The sequence below is a fragment of the Vogesella aquatica genome (assembly GCF_028548455.1).
In the GTDB taxonomy this organism is placed as follows: domain Bacteria; phylum Pseudomonadota; class Gammaproteobacteria; order Burkholderiales; family Chromobacteriaceae; genus Vogesella; species Vogesella aquatica.
Map to the genome: position 1 here is coordinate 99,978 of NZ_JAQQLF010000001.1, position 15,255 is coordinate 115,232.

The following is a 15,255-nucleotide window of genomic DNA, read 5'->3' on the forward strand; positions in this document are numbered from 1 at the left end:
CGAGATCCCATGAGCGAAGCCACCCCAGTAGAAACCGGCAGCGCGCTGCCAGCCAAGAAAACCGTCAACCTCGCGCTGATTGTTTCCCTGATTGCGCTGGGTGTTACCGGCTGGCAATACCTGGACAGCCGCCAGCAGCTGAACGATGCCAAGCAAGCCCTGGCCAGCCGCCTGGCCGAGAGCGGCGGCAACACCAAAGCCATCCAGACCCAAACCGAGCAAGCCCTGGCCGCCACCCGCGCCGCCGAAGCCAAGCTGGTGCTGCTGGAAGCCCGCGTCAACGAATCGGCCGGCCAGTACGCCACCCTGGGCGCCATGTACCAGGAGCTCACCAAAAACCGCAGCGACTGGCTGCTGTCCGAGGTAGAACACACGCTGGGCATTGCCAGCCAGCAGCTGCAGCTGGCCGGTAACGTCAGCGGCGCCATTACCGCACTGGAAATGGTGGACAACCGCCTGGCCCGCTTCGACAACCCGGCGCTGATTCCGGTGAAAAAAGCCGTTTCCAAAGACCTGGAAACGCTCAAGGCGCTGCCCTACCTGGATAGCGTGGGCCTGACCGTGAAGCTCGATACCCTGATGCTGGGCGCGGAAACCCTGCCGCTGGTGATCGACCATCACCGCCTGGCGACCACCACCGCCCGCCCGGCACTGCCTGCCGACGCACCATGGTGGGAACGCCTGCTGGCCGACGTCACGCAAAGCCTGGGCGAGATGGTACGCATCCGCCGCATGGACAAACCCGAAGCGCTGCTGCTGTCGCCGGAGCAAGCCTTCTTCCTGCGTGAAAACATCAAGCTGCGCCTGCTGGACGCGCGCCTGGCACTGACCCAGCGCGACGGTGCCACCTACCAGGCCGACCTGGCCGCCGCCGCCCAGTACGGCGCACGCTACTTCGACCGCGACGCGCCGGCCACGCAGAAATGGCAGGCCACGCTGGCCGAGCTGGCCGCCGCCCGCCTGAACGTGACCCTGCCCGACCTGTCTGCCAGCCTGAAAGCCGTGCGCGATGCGCAAGGCAATACCGTGGAGTAAGCCGTGAGATTCGTGTTCTGGATTGTCGGGCTGTTTGCCCTGGCGGTACTGATTGGCCTGGCCTCTACCCTGAATACCGGCTACGCCATCCTGTTTGTGCCGCCGTATCGCATGGAAGTGTCGTTCAACCTGCTGATCATCGCCGTGGTGGTGCTGGTGCTGGTGGCGTACGCCGTGCTGCGCCTGCTGGGCCTGGCGGCCAACCTGCCGCAGGAAGTACGTACTTTCCAGCGCCAGAAAAAACTGCGCGCCGCCCGCCATGCACTGCGTGAGGCGGCCATTTCCATGTTTGAAGGCCGCTACCAGCGCGCCGAGCGCGAAGCGCTGAAATCCATCGACGACGAATACGCCGATGAAAACCGTGCCCTGGCGCTGATGATCGCCGCCCGCTCGGCAGCCAGCGTGGGCGACAACGCCAAGCGCGACGGTTACCTCAGCCGGCTGGAAAGCATGCCGGAGCGCATCCAGCTGGCACGCCATATGGTAGAAGCGCAAATCCGCATGGACGCCAAGCAGCCGCTGGAAGCACTGGCCGCCATCGAACGTGCGCGTGCCATCAGCAGCAACCTGACCTCGGCCCTGCGCCTGGAGCTGAAAATCCGCATGCTGCTGAAACAGCCGGAGCAAGTGCTGCAGATCACCGAAAAGCTGCTGAAAGCCGACGCGCTGGAAGCCGAGCAAGCACGCCGCTACCGCCTGGCGGCCTACCGCCAGCAGCTGGTGGGGCTGGGCAGCGAGCGCGAGGTACGCGACTGGCTCAAGCGCATCCCGGGCGTGGAAAAGCAGAACCCGGACCTGGTGGTGGATATCTCGCGCCACCTGATCGCACTGGACACCTACCCGCTGGCCGCCGAACTGATTGCCACCGCACTGTCGGATGAAGAGCAAGCCACCCCCGAGCTGGCACGCGAGCTGGGCATGCTGGCCGAGCACATCGACAGCCAGCGCCGCCTGACGCTGATGCGCGACGCGGAAAACTGGCTGAAATCGCGCCCGCGTGACCACATGCTGCTGCTGGCACTAGGCCGCCTGGCGCTGGCCGAGCAGCTGTGGGGCAAGGCGCAAAGCTACCTGGAGGCCAGTGTTTCCATGCAGCCCACCCTGTGCGCCCACGCCGAGCTGTCCAAGCTGTTTGCCACGCTGGGCAAGGATGACAAGGCCGCCCAGCACCAGGCGCTGGCGCTGAAAATCGCCCTGCAACAAGGCTGCTAGCCATGAAAACCCTGCTTGTTGCCACCACACTGGCGCTGGCCGCTGCGGCCAACGTTTACGCCGCCAGCGCAGCGGGGCCGGCAACGCAGGCGGCAGCCAGCCAGCAGCGGGTGCTGATCGACGTTCGCACGGCAGAGGAGTTTGCCGACGGCCACCTGCAGGGCGCGCAGCTGCTGCCACTGGACAGCATTGCACAGACCATTGCCGCACGGGTGCCGGGCAAAGACACGCCCATCCAGCTGTATTGCCGTAGCGGCCGCCGCTCGGCACTGGCGCTGGAAACGCTGAAAGCACTGGGCTATACCCGCCTGCAAAACCTGGGCGGGCTGGAAGACGCCAGCCGTAGCAGCCAGCGCCCCATCGTGCGCTAGCCCCCGCAGCAGCCCATGAAAAAACCGCCGTGAGGCGGTTTTTTATTGCAGACAACAGGGATGCCGGTTCAAGCCTCCGGGCTGGCGAACCCCAATGCGGCCAACTCTGTGGCCGACAGCAGACGCCATTCGCCTTCGGGCAAATCCCCCAGCGCCAGGCTACCCAGCGCCAGGCGATGCAGCTGCTCTACGCGGTTGCCTGCGGCCGCCACCATGCGTTTTACCTGGTGGTATTTGCCCTGGGTAATGGCCATGTCCAGCAGGTTTTCACCCACCTGCTCGGCGCTGTCTGCGGCCAGCGTTTCCTGCTCGTCGTGCAGCAGCACGCCCTCGCGCAAGCGCTGCAGCAGCTCGGCGCTCACCGGGTGCTTGGTGGTGACACGATACAGCTTGGGCACGTCTTTCTTGGGCGAGGTCAGCGCGTGCACAAACTGGCCATCGGTAGAAAACAGCAGCAGCCCGGTGGTATCCACGTCCAGGCGGCCGACTGCCGAGACACCCAGGTTCACCATCTGCTGGGGCAGCAGGCGGTACACACTGGGGTTATGGATGGGCTTGTGCGAGGTTTCATAGCCTGCCGGCTTGTGCAGCAGCAGGTAAAACGGCTCGGGCAGCAGTGTCCATGGCTCGCCATCTACCTGCAGCAAGCGGATGTCGGCAGGGGCGACATCACGGCGCCAGTCGTATTCGGTGTCACCGTTCAGGTCTACCAGGCCATATTCGATCAGCTTGCGGCATTCCTTGCGGCTGCCAAAGCCTTGTTGTTGCAGTAAGCGATAGAGTTCCATGCCCGTATTCTATCACCGCCAGCCCGGCAGACTTTCCTTGAAATTCAACAACATGGCATACACCCCCCGTAACATTTATCCTGCAGGGCGTGTTACTATTCAGCCCGCCTATTAGTAAGCGTTTCTTAAACAACTTAGTACTCGATGGAAATCGTTCATTCAGCCACGCTTCAGCTGTGCCTGCTGCTGATCTACCTGGTTTGCGGCGTCACCGTCTGGCTGCTGCGCGGCCAACGTAGCCGCAAGGGTATCTACGACCGCTGGGCAGGGGCCCACCTTGCCGGGGCCGGGCTTTATCTGACGCTGCTGTACTCGCCGTATCTGCCGTCCTTGTGCACGGCGTTACTGGCCTGTGTACTGCTGCTGCTAAAAGGCAGCTGGTTGCTGGGCAGCTTCGCGCGCCTGTTGCGCACCCCTATTCCGCTACCGGGCCAGCGGCGCTTTGGTGCAGGCCTGTTGCTGCTACTGGCCGGCATCCTGCTGGCCATGCCGCCGCATGTTTATTACGTGCACCTGGCCATGGCACTCGGCGTCGCCGCGCTCTATCTGGGCAGCCTGGCCGGGCTGCTGCTACTACAAGCCGAGCGCCCCTTCCCCATCAAGCTGGCGGGTGGCCTGTGCACGCTCGCCACCACGTATATGCTGCTGTACGCGCTGCATCTGGGTGCCAGCGACCCGGCTTTCATCGTGTACGAGATCGGCACCCTGCTGCTGCTACCGGTGCTGATCGCCACACCACTGCTGGCGCTATGCTTCATGGCGATAGGCAAGGAGCAGGAACTGGCGCTGCTGCGCACCCTGGCCACGCTGGACCCGCTCACCGGCATTTTCAACCGCCGCAGCTTCGAGGAGCTGGCGCGCAAGGCTTGCTCGCAGCACGCCCGCCAGCAGCGCCCGTTGGCGCTACTGATGATTGACCTGGACCACTTCAAGCGCATTAACGATACCTACGGCCACAGCCGGGGCGATATGGCACTGAAAGCGCTGGCCGAGCTGATTCCCGAGCACGTGCGTACTGCCGATATTTTTGGCCGCTTTGGTGGCGAGGAGTTTTGCCTGCTGCTGCCGGATACCAATGTAGAAGGCGCGCGCGAAGTCGCCAGCAAGCTCTGCCAGCAAATCAATACCATCCTGCTGGAGCCGGGCAAGGTCAGCAGCGCGCTGAGCGCCAGCATCGGCGTGGCCAGCCTGGTACCGCAAAGCGTGGACGACTGGCGCGAATTGTTCGAGCTGGCCGATAGCCGCTTGTATCGCGCCAAGTCGGCCGGGCGCAACCAACTGGTCTGGATAGGCTAGCCAGAAAAGCAAAAAGCCCGCAGGCATGGCCAGCGGGCTTTTTCTTGGCAGCCGGTATTACAGCACTTCGGCTGCTTTGGCTTTCAGAATCACGTACAGCTCGTCTTTGAGCTTCAGCTTTTCTTTCTTCAGGTTTTCAATATCAACCGCCGAGCCCGACTCGATGCGGTTTTCGATGTTCTTGATTTGCTGGTCCAGCTCGTTGTGCTTGTCGAAGAGACGGGTGAAATGGGCGTCTTCGGTTTTCAGTTTGCTGATCAGATCACGAAATTCCGGGAACATGGCTTTCTCCTTGGTGGGGTGCCGCACTAGCGGCGCGGCGTCAGAACCATGCTATGCCCATCACGGGAAAAGCCATTTGATCTAACACACAAACCGCGTCGCTAAAACTGCTGCTTGAACCAACTCCAGATGCCCAGAGAAAAACCGGGGAAGAGGTCTATACCCAGCGCCGACTTCACCAGATACAGCACCAGCAGGCCTAACAGGGTTGATACCAAGAGCAGTACTGATAAAAAGACCGCTTGCAGCAGCAAGGACAGCTGCTTTTCCCGCCGGGTCAACTCGCGCCGGTTTCTACCTAACAGAAATACGTAGTAGTAGCGCCAACGCCAGAACACGACCGTACCGCGGATATCCACCGCATGGCGGCCCCAGCTACGCGCGCCCAGGGCTAACCTGAGGCTAGCCAGCTGCGCTTCGGTAAACGTATCGGCAACATCTTGCGGCATACGGCCAAGCAAGTGCTGTATTGACGGGTCACGGCGGATGTCGCTAGGGGGCAGCGTGGTCGGTGTCGGCATGGTTGCACACGATAGAAGCGGGGTACGCTAGGTATACCATAGGCGCCCCTACAAACAAAAACCGGGGCAACGCCCCGGTTTGGTGGATGACGACCAGCTTACAGCGAACCGTAAGAGTGCAGGCCGGACAGGAACATGTTTACGCCGATAAAGGCAAAGGTAGTTACCAGCAGGCCGATCACCGCCCACCACGCCAGCGGCTCGCCGCGCCAGCCTTTTACCAGCCGCACGTGCAGCCAGGCAGCGTAGTTCAGCCACACGATCAGCGCCCAGGTTTCTTTCGGGTCCCAGCTCCAGTAGCCGCCCCAGGCATCGGCTGCCCACATGGCGCCCAGGATGGTGGCAATAGTGAAGAACAGGAAGCCCACCGAGATGGCCTTGTACATCATCTCGTCGATCACTTCGACCTTGGGCAGTTTGTCGGTCAGGATGCCGCGACGCGACAGCAGCTGCGCCACACCCAGCATGGCCGACAGCGCAAAAGCACCGTAGCCGACAAAGTTGGCCGGCACGTGAATCTTCATCCACCACGACTGCAGCGCCGGGATCAGCGGCTGGATGGTGTGTGCCTGGCGGTCGAAGGTGTACCACAGGATGAAGCCCACCGCCGCCGTGATCACCAGCAGCACAAAGGCGCCCAGCTGGCGCGCGGCAAACTTGGCTTCGTAGTACAGGTACATCAGCGCAGTGATCAGACAGAACAGGATGAACACTTCGTACAGGTTGGATACCGGAATGCGGCCAACGTCCGGTGCGATCAGGTAGCTCTCGTACCAGCGGGTAAACAGGCCGGCCAAGGCAAAGGCCGCCGCCGCCCAGGTGAGGCCGCTGCCGATGCGGTTCAGCAAGGCAGAGCGCGACAGCAGGCCCGTCCAGTACACGGCGGTGGCCAGGAAGAACAACGTGCACATCCACATGAACGACGACTGGCTGGACAGCAGGAACTTCAGGCCGAAGCTCTCGGTAGCACGCGCCAGGTTGTGGTCGTACAGCTCGATGGCCAGCAGCGACATGGCACCGGCCAACGGGAAAAACCAGCGCCAGCTGCCCCAGAACCAGCCCAGCGCTACGATACCGGCGCCGCTACCCAGCAGGATCAGGTCTTCGTAATAGTCCATCTTCGCGCCGTACAGGCTGAAGGTATAGCCGGTCACTACGGCAATGAACAGGGCAAACAGCCAGTCACCCAGGTTCAAGCGCTTGTAGAACGGTTGTTGCATTAGCAGTTCCATCATGCCTCTCCTGCTTGCGGGTTCAGCGCACCCACAATTTTATCGAAATCTTCATCGAGGTCGCGGTTGTGGCGGTTGGAGCTCATGGCCACTCGGACACTACCGGCACGCAGTACCAGCCACAGCCGTACTTCGCGCACATAGAACATCAGGATGATGCCGATCACCAGCATCAGCGAGCCCAGATACACCAGGTTCTTGCCTGGCGAGCGCGTCATTTGCAAACCGGACGACTGTATCTGGTCAAAACCCTGCAGCTCCAGGTACAGCGGTGCACTGTAGTCATTGAAGGCACTGACCGTGACCAGACCATCCAGCAAGAAGCGGTAGTGCTTTTCATCCTGCGGCCACGGTTTGAGGCCGGCCTTCTCCTGCGCCACAGCCATCACATCGATGACGGCGCCTTGCAGGATCTTGATATAGGTCTGCGCAATCGCCTGGCGCTTGTCGGCCGGTACGCGGGCATCCAGGAATTTCTCCAGTGCCACAAAACCACCCTCGCCAAAGCGCGCCAGAATCCACTTCACGCTATCGCCAAACTGCTTTTCCATCGCCGGGCTGATGGCGGCGCCCTTCATGGCTTTGGCCGTGGTACGGCGGGCAATCTCGTCGTACAGCGCCGGGTTTTTCAGCGCGGCCTGCAGGCGCATGAAGCTGTCGATTTTCAACTCGTCATCCAGTGGAATACGCAGGTACTGGAAGGGTTGTGCTACCTCGCTGCGCACACCGGCAATCTGGTACAGCGCACCTTCTTGCTCCATCGGCGCCATGTAATGATGGAATTCACGCGCCTGGCCGTGGCTGTCACGCAGCTTGTAGGTAATGGACGGGCCGACGTTTTTCAGGTTTTTGGTGTCCTGCTTGACCTCGCGCACGTCGTGCATGCGCTGCTGCAGGGTTTTGCCTTCGGCATCGCGCTTGCCCATGTTTTCGATGTTGAACACGCGCAAGTCACCGAACTCCAGCTGGTAGTCCTGGCCATTCACACGCAAGGGCTGGCTGTTTAGCGATACGCCTTTGATTTCGCTAGCCGGGCTTTGCGGCTGGGCCAGGTTCCACGCTTTCAGCTCCAACGGCGAACCACCATCGCCAAAGCTGGCCTGGTAGATGGCCACACCATCCACGATCAGCGGGTGGTTTACCTTCACCGTGGCCGGGGTTTCCTTGCCGCTGGCCTTGTCGGTCACCACGATATCGCTGGCAAATAGCTTGGGCATACCGTTGCTGTAGTAGTCCACATGGAATTTTTTCAGCGTCACGATAAAGGGCAGCTCCTGCACCAGATAGCCCTTGCCGCTGTTCAGAAAGATCACGTCGGCGCTTTTGTTTTCCACCACGGTCACGCTGCCGCGGAAAGACAGGTTATTTTCACCCAGGCGGCTTTGCGGCGGGATCTGCCCCTGTGGCAGCTCGCGCGTTTCCGGCACGATGCTGCCGGTGAGCTCGCCGATTTTCAGCGGCAGGTTGCCATCCATCAGGCCACCGATACAGATCACTACCATGGCAATATGGGCAAAAAAGTAACCCAGCTTGCTGCCACTGCCCTTTTTCGCTGCCAGTACGATACTGCCGTCGTCGCGCTCGCTACGCTTGTAACGCATGCCCCGCTGCTGGATCAGGGCCACCGCCTGCGCCTCGTCCAGCTGTACGGCCAACTCGCGGCTGTGCTTCATGGCCTTGAGCGAGCCTTCTGCCGCCTTCTCGCGGAACCCCTTCATATCGCGCAGGAAAGCAGGGCCATTGCGCACGATACACAGCGTGGTGGAGATCACCAGAAAAGCCAGGATGGTCAGAAACCAGGCCGAATGGTACACGTCGTACAAACCCAGATACTCGAAGGCCTTGAACCAGAACTGGCCAAACTCGAAGGCGTAGTTGGGGTAGGCTTCGTTCTGCTTGAGGACGGTGCCGATGACCGATGCGATGGAGAGAATGGTCAGCAGACCAATGGCAAAACGCATGGAGCTCAGCAGCTCGTACAAGCGATAGCCGGGTGAGGCAGGTTTTTTTTGGCTTTTCATTTTGGTTTCAAACGCGACAAAGGGGGCGCAAAGCCCCCTTTGGAACGTATCTGCGCGAAAAAGTTGCGCTTAACGGAGACCGGACATGTATTCGGATACGGCTTTCACTTCGGCATCGGTCAAACGCATGGCGACATCGTGCATCACGGCGTTCTTGCGATCGGTGCCTGCCTTGAAGTCGGCCAGTTGCTTGGCGATATACGCTGCATGCTGGCTGCCGACTGCCGGGTACTGGTCCGGGTAGCCTTTACCTGCCGGGCCGTGGCAAGCCATACAGGCCGGTACTTTGGTCGCCGGGTTGCCTGCGGTGTAGATCTTCTTGCCCAGCGGCATCTGGCTCTTGTCGGCCGCTTCACGCGGTTTTACTTTCTGGCTGCTGAAATACGCGGCCACGTTGGCCATATCGGCCGGGGTCAGCGGTGTGGCCATACCCATCATGATCGGGTTCTTGCGCTCGCCGGATTTGAAAGCCTTCAGCTGGCTTTCGATATATTTGGCGTGCTGGCCGGCCAGCGTCGGGTTGGCAGAAGCCACGCTGTTGCCGTCCGCACCGTGACAGGCAGCACATACCTGGTCAACGATGGCTTTGCCCTTGACCGGGTCGCCTTTGGCAGGCGCTGCCGGGGTGGAGGCCATAGCACTGGCTGCAAAGGTAGCAGCAGCGATAGCCAACAGCATGTTACGTTTCATGGTCGCTCCTAATGAGAGATAGCGTAAATATCTGTAAAGGTGGCAATTTCAAACCTGCTATTCTATATCAATTGACTTTGCCCTTACTACTATGTCGATCTTTCAGAATGCACGGTTTTTCACAACCGTAAACCACCTCAAGGATTTGCCACCTACGCGTTGCGAGGTGGCCTTTGTTGGCCGCTCAAACGCCGGCAAGTCCAGCGCTATCAATACCCTGTGCAATCGTACCCGCCTGGCCTACGTTTCCAAAACCCCGGGCCGCACGCAGCACATCAACTTTTTCGATCTGGGCCAGGAGCGTTTCCTGGTGGATCTGCCAGGCTACGGCTACGCGGAAGTGCCCGAAGCCATCCGCGTACACTGGGTAGCCTTGCTGGGCCAGTACCTGCAAACCCGCGACAGCATCGTGGGCCTGCTGCTGATCATGGACTCGCGCCACCCGCTCAAGGAGCTGGACTGGAAGATGATCGAGTTCTTTACCGTGACGCAGCGCCCGGTACACATTCTGTTGTCCAAAGCCGACAAATTGTCGCGCCAGGAACAACAAAAGGTTCTGTCCTCGGTCAAGAAACAGCTGGCTGACTACCCCAACATCACCCTGCAGCTGTTCTCCAGCTCGAAAAAAACCGGCACCGAAGAAGTAGCCGGCATCGTGGAGGGCTGGTTTGCCGCCTGCCCGATGCCGCAAGAGGAACAATTTGACGATATCGATGAAACTTTCCCCGATTAAGGCGTCAAAGCAAACAGGAGCCACGCGCTCCTTCCCGCTTCACCTCCCTGAGCGGGAGCCTGCCAAGGCATTGGCCCCGGTTTGCTAACCGGGGTTTTTTCTTGCCTGCAGCCAGTATGGCAAGAATCGGGTCGCCCGTGCCACCCAGGCTGCCTACACTGCCAGCATGACCCAGGAGGCCGGCATGCACAGCGCACCCCGAGATGAAGAGCGTATCACCCAGGCTATCCGCTACCTGATACAGCACGCCCACAACCAGCCCACGCTGGCGCAGCTGGCCAGTACGCTGCACCTGTCCGAATACCACCTGCAGCGCCTGTTCACGCAATGGGCCGGCATCAGCCCCAAGCGCTTTTTGCAGCAGATTACGCTGGAGGCGGCCAAAGCCGGCTTGCAGCAAGGTACGGCACTACTGCCCTTGGCCCACGAGCTGGGGTTGTCCGGCAGCAGCCGCCTGCACGATCTGTTTGTCACGCTGGAGGCCATGACCCCGGGCGAGTGGCGCGCCGGCGGTGCCAGCCTACCGCTGCACTGGAGCATAGAACCCAGCCGCTTTGGCCCCCTGCTGGCGGCCAGCACACCACGCGGGCTGTGCATGTTGCATTTCCTGCCGCAGCCAGACGCGGAGCAAGCACGCCTGCTACTACAGCTACGTTGGCCGCAGGCCCGGCTGCAACACCAGCCTGGCAGCCACCAGGCACTGCTGGCACGGCTGTTTCAGCCGCTGGGCCCGCACGATGGCCAGCCACTGCGGCTGCATGTACACGGCAGCAATTTCCAGATCCAGGTATGGCGGGCACTACTGACCATCCCTTACGGCAGCCTGTGCAGCTACGGCCAGCTGGCCCAAGCGCTAGGCAAGCCTGGCGCCGCGCGCGCCGTAGGCAGTGCGGTAGGAGCCAACCCGATCGCCTGGCTTATCCCCTGCCACCGCGTGATCCGCGCCAGCGGGGCACTGGGGGGCTACCGCTGGGGGGAAAACTGCAAACTGTCGCTATTGGGCTGGGAGGCAGCACGGCAAGCAGAGGCTGCGGATGAGGACAGTACCACGCCAGCACGCCACGGCATCGGCACAGACGCCATGGCCTGACAAGCCGCCATCCAGATGAAGCCCCACCAGCCCGGTAAAACCGGGCCCTCGCGCGTGCCAACGCTTAATCGGGGGAGGGGGCTAGCGGCAGCCAGATTCCTACCTCGAAACCGCCACCCGCCGGGTGGGCAAACTGCAAACGCCCACGATGCTGCTGCACAATACGCTGCACAATAGCCAGCCCCAGCCCGCTACCGCCGTCGGTACCGCGGTGTGCGGCCAACCTTTCGAACGGTGCCAGGGCCGCCTGCTGCAAGGCCGGCGCAATGCCCTCGCCGCCATCCCTTACCCGCAACACCAATTCGCTGGTGCCGGGCTGCAGGCTGACGGCAAAAGGCGGCCGGCCATAGCGGCGTGCATTTTCCAGCAGGTTGGATAACAAGCGTTGCAGGCTTAAGGCATCGCCCCGCAAGGTGGCATCCTCACGCTGCCAGTGCACGACCATGCCATCGCGGGCAAAGCGCGCCAGCACACTGTCTATCAGGGCACCCAGCGCCACTTCCTGCATGGGGCGGACTTCTTCGCTGCGGGCAAAATCGATGAACTGGCTGACAATATGCGACAACTCGTCGATATCGGACAGCATGCCGGCACTATCTTCATCCGGGGACAGCATTTCTACCGCCAGCTTCAGCCGGGTAAGCGGCGTGCGCAGATCGTGCGACAACCCGGCCAGCATCAAGCGCCGCTCGCTGGCGGCCTTGTCCAGCGCCTGTGCCATGCCGTTGAAACGCTCGATCAGCATACGCACCTCGCGCGGGCCGCTGGCCACCACCGGCGGCGGCGTGCGGCCGGCTTCCAGCTCGCGGGTAGCGGCCACCAGCTGCGACAGGGGCCGGGTAGTGCGCCACGCCAGCGCAAAAGCAGCCAGCAGCGACAGCAAGGCCACCAGGCCGGCGGCCTGCAAGGTTGGCCGCAAGGACGGCGGCAAGAAGCGCGTCAGCGGCATCACCAGCCAATAGTGCTGATCCAGCACCGGCACCCGCAGCCATAGCTCTTGCCGCTCGCCGCGGCTGAACTGCACGTGCACCGGCTCCCCCAGTGCATCGGAAAGCTGGCCAGCCAGATCGTGGCCCATCGGCGGTACTCTGGCGTGCACCAGCGTCGCCGCCGTCAAAGGCAGCAGGCGCGGCAGGCCGGCGTGATTATTGGCCAGCAGGAACGGGCCGCGCTGCGCGTCGGGCAGGCGTGACAATGCACCTTCATAATCGGCCAGCGTATCCACCACCTGGGCGTACAGCTGGCCGGCCAGCAAACTGTTCTTTTGCTTGACCCCCAGCCACAGGGTAAAGACCTGGCTGGCCAATACCGCCATCACCACCAGGGCGGCCAGGCGGATGAACAGTGTGCCGCGCAGCACGGGCAGCTTCATGGCGCGTCCTTGTCGCGGCCATCGGGTACAAACACGTAGCCGTAACCCCACACCGTTTGCAGATAGCGCGGCGGGCCGTCGGCGTCTTCAATGGCTTTGCGCAGGCGGGAGACATGCACATCAATGCTGCGATCCTGCGATTCGCCACCGCCCTTGCCCATGGCCAGCGTCATCAGCTGCTCGCGGGTCAGCGGGCGGCGCGGGTGGGTTGCCAGCGCCAGCAGTACGGCGTATTCGGCCGTAGTCAGTGTCACCGGCTGGCCGTCACGCAGCAGCTCGCGGCGCGACGGGTTCAGCGTGCAGGCACCAAACTGCAGCGCTTCGGCCTCCTGGTGGCTGGCGGTGACCGCCGGCGTTTGCTCGTAGCGGCGCAAGACGGCGTTGATGCGCGCCAGCAGTTCGCGCGGGTTGAAGGGCTTGGCCAGGTAGTCATCCGCACCCATTTCCAGCCCCAGGATACGGTCGATATCCTCGCCGCGCGCCGTCAGCATCACCACCGGTATCGGCTCCCCCTGCGCGCGCAAGCGGCGCACCACCGCCAGGCCATCTTCGCCCGGCATCATCACGTCCAGCACCAGCAGATCCGGCCGGTTACGCGCCAGCTTGCGGTCCAGGTCGCGGGCGTCAGGCAAGCTTTCTACCATATAGCCTTGCTGTGTCAGGTAGCGCTGCAATAGCTCGCGCAGGCGCGCGTCATCATCCACTACCAGTATTTTGCGGTTTTCCATAGCACCCAGTCTCCGTGCGGGCAGGGCTACCTGCCTGTCAATGCTGCAAGCCTACCGCGTGGCCAGCACAGCGTCAGCCCCGGTGTGAACAGAGATTAAGCCGGCGGCCAACCTTAACACCCGTTAACACTCCCCACCCTGTGGCACATACTCTGGCAAAACCCCGGCGCTAAAGTGACAGCATCAACCAAGGCCACACGGCACAAGGAGTTTGCAATGAAAACACGTTTCGCCCCGACCGCACTGGTTCTCTCCCTGCTGGCTGCGCTGTCGGCCTCTGCCCTGGCCTTCGGCCACGGCGACAAGATGCCGCGCGCTGACCACAAAGCCTTCCACGAAGCGGTGATGTCCGGCGCGCTGACCGACGCCGAGCTGGCCACGCTGAAAAAAGAGCGCGACACCACCATGGCCACCATCAAGAAGCTGCGTGACGACGGCAACTTCAGCAGCGCCGACCGCGAACAAGCCAAAAAACTGCATCAGGCACTGCAAGACAAGACCAAGGCGCTGATCGACAATGCCGACCGCACCCAGAAGCGCGACAAGCTGCCGCCCGAGCTGGCCCAGATGCACATGAAGGGCGGCATGCACGATGGCATGTGCGACGGCAAACCCGGGCACGAGCAACGCAAGGGGGCGCATGGCATGCCGCACGAAGACATGAAACAGTTCCGCGACGCCGTGATTTCCGGTGCCCTCACCGACGCCGAGCTGGCCACGCTCAAACAGGAGCGCAGCAAGCTGATGGACAGCGCACGCCAGAACAAACAACGCCCGGACATGACCCAGCTGCACGCGCTGACCAAAACCCTGATCAGCAACCAGGACCGTGGCCCGGCACGCACCAGCTGGACAGATGACCTGGCACCGTGGGCCGGCGGGCGTGGCCACTAAACCCGCGCCGCTTGATACCACCCAAGCCTGCCAGGCCCCGTCTGGCAGGCTTGGTGCCGTGAGTAAAACCCGCAATGCAACACCATGGCGCCCCGAAACCGCGCAGGATAGAATCAGATCATGAAGTCGCTGCTATCGATGTTGCTGGGCTGGCTAGTATTCAGCGCAGGCAACGCCGCCCACGCCAACCCGCCACCGCAGGGCATCAACGCCCCACCCCTAGAGCGGGCAGACGCGCTGCGCCTGCGGGAGCTACGCCTGCGCGAAGCCGTGGTGCGCGGGGAAATCAGCGAAGAAGAAGCCCGCCGCCTGCGCCAGTTCTACCGCCGTCACGATGCGATACGCCTGCATCTGCCACCCGACCGGCAAGCCAGCATGCCGGCGGGGGAGGCACCACCCAAAGCCTGGCAGCGCTGGCGCAAAAAGCAGGATCGCCTTAACGCGCCACCACCGGAGGGTGGCCCGGACAGCTAGCGTAGCGCCCGCCATGGCAGGCCAAAGGGGAGACACATGAACAACATACGGCGGGGCCTGTTGATTCTGGGGCTGTTTGCCTGCCATAGCACGTGGGCGGCCGCGCCGGCACGCTGCACCAGCAATAGCACAGAAACGGCCTGCCAATACCAGCAAGCCGGCCTGGCCAGCTGCCAGGATCAAACTGCGGCCAACCTGCCCGCCTGTCTGCAGCAGTTCACCCCGCCCGCGCTATGCCGGCGCGAGCGCAACCGCGCCGCCTGCGAACAGCTGGCTGCGGCACAGCAAGCCTGTCATGGCACCAGCGGGGCAGCCCGCCGCCAGTGCGTCGCCACGCAGCTCCCCCCGCCAGCCTGCCCTCCGGGCAATGACAATGCGCACTGCCAGGCGCGCCTGGCCGCCCTGCAACAATGCGGCGCACTGTTTGGCAGCCAGCGCCGGCAATGCCTGCACCTGGAAATGCGCAAGCGTCAGGACGATGGCTCCGCCTTGCGTTAACGCTGCTGTCTACTTGGC

At 62.3% G+C, this 15,255-nt stretch carries 17 protein-coding genes; 9 read left to right on the forward strand and 8 right to left on the reverse strand.

Annotated elements, in window-relative coordinates; genetic code table 11:
* The first annotated feature begins 9 nt into the window (after nt 1-9).
* From PQU95_RS00465 to PQU95_RS00475, 3 genes are read left to right on the forward strand one after another with little or no spacing between them, the layout of a single operon-like run.
* Nucleotides 10-1,035 carry a uroporphyrinogen-III C-methyltransferase gene (locus PQU95_RS00465; protein WP_272750190.1) on the forward strand — a complete coding sequence of 342 codons (1,026 nt, stop codon included), beginning with the start codon at nt 10-12 and terminating at the stop codon, nt 1,033-1,035.
* Between the two features lie 3 nt (nt 1,036-1,038).
* Nucleotides 1,039-2,247 carry a heme biosynthesis HemY N-terminal domain-containing protein gene (locus tag PQU95_RS00470; RefSeq protein ID WP_272750192.1) on the forward strand — a complete coding sequence of 403 codons (1,209 nt, stop codon included), beginning with the start codon at nt 1,039-1,041 and terminating at the stop codon, nt 2,245-2,247.
* Between the two features lie 2 nt (nt 2,248-2,249).
* Nucleotides 2,250-2,618: a rhodanese-like domain-containing protein gene (locus PQU95_RS00475; RefSeq protein ID WP_272750193.1), complete on the forward strand. Its 369-nt coding sequence runs from the start codon at nt 2,250-2,252 to the stop codon at nt 2,616-2,618.
* A gap of 68 nt (nt 2,619-2,686) precedes the next feature.
* Here PQU95_RS00475 and PQU95_RS00480 read toward each other — a convergent pair whose 3' ends face one another.
* The gene (locus PQU95_RS00480) at nt 2,687-3,406 is read right to left on the reverse strand and encodes a pseudouridine synthase (protein ID WP_272750194.1); all 720 of its coding nucleotides are present in this window, start codon (nt 3,404-3,406) and stop codon (nt 2,687-2,689) included.
* 144 nt (nt 3,407-3,550) lie between these two features.
* Here PQU95_RS00480 and PQU95_RS00485 point away from each other — a divergent pair, with 144 nt between their 5' ends.
* Nucleotides 3,551-4,702: a GGDEF domain-containing protein gene (locus tag PQU95_RS00485; RefSeq protein ID WP_272750195.1), complete on the forward strand. Its 1,152-nt coding sequence runs from the start codon at nt 3,551-3,553 to the stop codon at nt 4,700-4,702.
* 57 nt (nt 4,703-4,759) lie between these two features.
* Here the strand turns inward: PQU95_RS00485 and PQU95_RS00490 are convergent, their stop codons facing one another.
* The 5 genes from PQU95_RS00490 to PQU95_RS00510 all read right to left on the reverse strand — a co-directional run bounded on the left by PQU95_RS00490 (nt 4,760) and on the right by PQU95_RS00510 (nt 9,448).
* Nucleotides 4,760-4,984, reverse strand: coding sequence for an HP1242/YdcH family protein (locus PQU95_RS00490; protein WP_227302159.1), 225 nt, complete (start codon nt 4,982-4,984; stop codon nt 4,760-4,762).
* Between the two features lie 101 nt (nt 4,985-5,085).
* On the reverse strand, nt 5,086-5,505 hold the full coding sequence (locus tag PQU95_RS00495) for a hypothetical protein (protein ID WP_272750196.1): 420 nt from the start codon (nt 5,503-5,505) through the stop codon (nt 5,086-5,088).
* Nucleotides 5,506-5,603: 98 nt separating this feature from the next.
* Nucleotides 5,604-6,737 (reverse strand): c-type cytochrome biogenesis protein CcsB, encoded by a 1,134-nt coding sequence (ccsB, locus tag PQU95_RS00500; protein WP_272750384.1) that lies wholly within the window; start codon nt 6,735-6,737, stop codon nt 5,604-5,606.
* Nucleotides 6,737-8,758 (reverse strand): cytochrome c biogenesis protein ResB, encoded by a 2,022-nt coding sequence (locus PQU95_RS00505; protein ID WP_272750197.1) that lies wholly within the window; start codon nt 8,756-8,758, stop codon nt 6,737-6,739. The genes ccsB and PQU95_RS00505 overlap by 1 nt, the downstream gene beginning before the upstream one ends.
* A 69-nt stretch (nt 8,759-8,827) precedes the next feature.
* The gene (locus PQU95_RS00510; protein ID WP_272750198.1) at nt 8,828-9,448 is read right to left on the reverse strand and encodes a c-type cytochrome; all 621 of its coding nucleotides are present in this window, start codon (nt 9,446-9,448) and stop codon (nt 8,828-8,830) included.
* 91 nt (nt 9,449-9,539) lie between these two features.
* On the opposite strand from PQU95_RS00510, the gene yihA reads away from it, so the two are divergent.
* Both yihA and PQU95_RS00520 read left to right on the forward strand, forming a co-directional pair.
* The gene (gene yihA, locus PQU95_RS00515) at nt 9,540-10,181 is read left to right on the forward strand and encodes a ribosome biogenesis GTP-binding protein YihA/YsxC (protein ID WP_147693221.1); all 642 of its coding nucleotides are present in this window, start codon (nt 9,540-9,542) and stop codon (nt 10,179-10,181) included.
* Nucleotides 10,182-10,365: 184 nt separating this feature from the next.
* A complete protein-coding gene (locus PQU95_RS00520) occupies nt 10,366-11,271 on the forward strand; it encodes a bifunctional transcriptional activator/DNA repair enzyme AdaA (protein ID WP_272750199.1) in 906 nt (301 codons plus the stop codon).
* Nucleotides 11,272-11,335: 64 nt separating this feature from the next.
* Here the strand turns inward: PQU95_RS00520 and PQU95_RS00525 are convergent, their stop codons facing one another.
* Both PQU95_RS00525 and ompR read right to left on the reverse strand, forming a co-directional pair.
* Nucleotides 11,336-12,643: an ATP-binding protein gene (locus PQU95_RS00525; RefSeq protein WP_272750200.1), complete on the reverse strand. Its 1,308-nt coding sequence runs from the start codon at nt 12,641-12,643 to the stop codon at nt 11,336-11,338.
* The gene (ompR, locus tag PQU95_RS00530; RefSeq protein WP_272750201.1) at nt 12,640-13,371 is read right to left on the reverse strand and encodes an osmolarity response regulator transcription factor OmpR; all 732 of its coding nucleotides are present in this window, start codon (nt 13,369-13,371) and stop codon (nt 12,640-12,642) included. Before ompR ends, PQU95_RS00525 begins: the two co-directional genes overlap by 4 nt.
* 216 nt (nt 13,372-13,587) lie before the next feature.
* Here ompR and PQU95_RS00535 point away from each other — a divergent pair, with 216 nt between their 5' ends.
* The 3 genes from PQU95_RS00535 to PQU95_RS00545 all read left to right on the forward strand — a co-directional run bounded on the left by PQU95_RS00535 (nt 13,588) and on the right by PQU95_RS00545 (nt 15,237).
* Nucleotides 13,588-14,265 carry a hypothetical protein gene (locus PQU95_RS00535; RefSeq protein WP_272750202.1) on the forward strand — a complete coding sequence of 226 codons (678 nt, stop codon included), beginning with the start codon at nt 13,588-13,590 and terminating at the stop codon, nt 14,263-14,265.
* A 120-nt stretch (nt 14,266-14,385) separates the two neighbouring features.
* Nucleotides 14,386-14,739, forward strand: coding sequence for a hypothetical protein (locus tag PQU95_RS00540; RefSeq protein ID WP_272750203.1), 354 nt, complete (start codon nt 14,386-14,388; stop codon nt 14,737-14,739).
* Between the two features lie 36 nt (nt 14,740-14,775).
* Nucleotides 14,776-15,237 (forward strand): hypothetical protein, encoded by a 462-nt coding sequence (locus tag PQU95_RS00545; protein ID WP_272750204.1) that lies wholly within the window; start codon nt 14,776-14,778, stop codon nt 15,235-15,237.
* Nucleotides 15,238-15,255: the final 18 nt, after the last annotated feature.

What these genes read in the sequence shown, in the direction of transcription:
- ompR (WP_272750201.1), bottom strand. Translation starts at nt 13,371, where the DNA reads ATGGAAAACCGCAAAATACTGGTAGTGGATGATGACGCGCGCCTGCGC.
- PQU95_RS00535 (WP_272750202.1), top strand. Translation starts at nt 13,588, where the DNA reads ATGAAAACACGTTTCGCCCCGACCGCACTGGTTCTCTCCCTGCTGGCT.
- PQU95_RS00525 (WP_272750200.1), bottom strand. Translation starts at nt 12,643, where the DNA reads ATGAAGCTGCCCGTGCTGCGCGGCACACTGTTCATCCGCCTGGCCGCC.
- PQU95_RS00520 (WP_272750199.1), top strand. Translation starts at nt 10,366, where the DNA reads ATGCACAGCGCACCCCGAGATGAAGAGCGTATCACCCAGGCTATCCGC.
- yihA (WP_147693221.1), top strand. Translation starts at nt 9,540, where the DNA reads ATGTCGATCTTTCAGAATGCACGGTTTTTCACAACCGTAAACCACCTC.
- PQU95_RS00485 (WP_272750195.1), top strand. Translation starts at nt 3,551, where the DNA reads ATGGAAATCGTTCATTCAGCCACGCTTCAGCTGTGCCTGCTGCTGATC.
- PQU95_RS00480 (WP_272750194.1), bottom strand. Translation starts at nt 3,406, where the DNA reads ATGGAACTCTATCGCTTACTGCAACAACAAGGCTTTGGCAGCCGCAAG.
- PQU95_RS00540 (WP_272750203.1), top strand. Translation starts at nt 14,386, where the DNA reads ATGAAGTCGCTGCTATCGATGTTGCTGGGCTGGCTAGTATTCAGCGCA.
- PQU95_RS00495 (WP_272750196.1), bottom strand. Translation starts at nt 5,505, where the DNA reads ATGCCGACACCGACCACGCTGCCCCCTAGCGACATCCGCCGTGACCCG.
- PQU95_RS00510 (WP_272750198.1), bottom strand. Translation starts at nt 9,448, where the DNA reads ATGAAACGTAACATGCTGTTGGCTATCGCTGCTGCTACCTTTGCAGCC.
- PQU95_RS00465 (WP_272750190.1), top strand. Translation starts at nt 10, where the DNA reads ATGAGCGAAGCCACCCCAGTAGAAACCGGCAGCGCGCTGCCAGCCAAG.
- PQU95_RS00545 (WP_272750204.1), top strand. Translation starts at nt 14,776, where the DNA reads ATGAACAACATACGGCGGGGCCTGTTGATTCTGGGGCTGTTTGCCTGC.
- PQU95_RS00490 (WP_227302159.1), bottom strand. Translation starts at nt 4,984, where the DNA reads ATGTTCCCGGAATTTCGTGATCTGATCAGCAAACTGAAAACCGAAGAC.
- PQU95_RS00505 (WP_272750197.1), bottom strand. Translation starts at nt 8,758, where the DNA reads ATGAAAAGCCAAAAAAAACCTGCCTCACCCGGCTATCGCTTGTACGAG.
- PQU95_RS00475 (WP_272750193.1), top strand. Translation starts at nt 2,250, where the DNA reads ATGAAAACCCTGCTTGTTGCCACCACACTGGCGCTGGCCGCTGCGGCC.
- ccsB (WP_272750384.1), bottom strand. Translation starts at nt 6,737, where the DNA reads ATGGAACTGCTAATGCAACAACCGTTCTACAAGCGCTTGAACCTGGGT.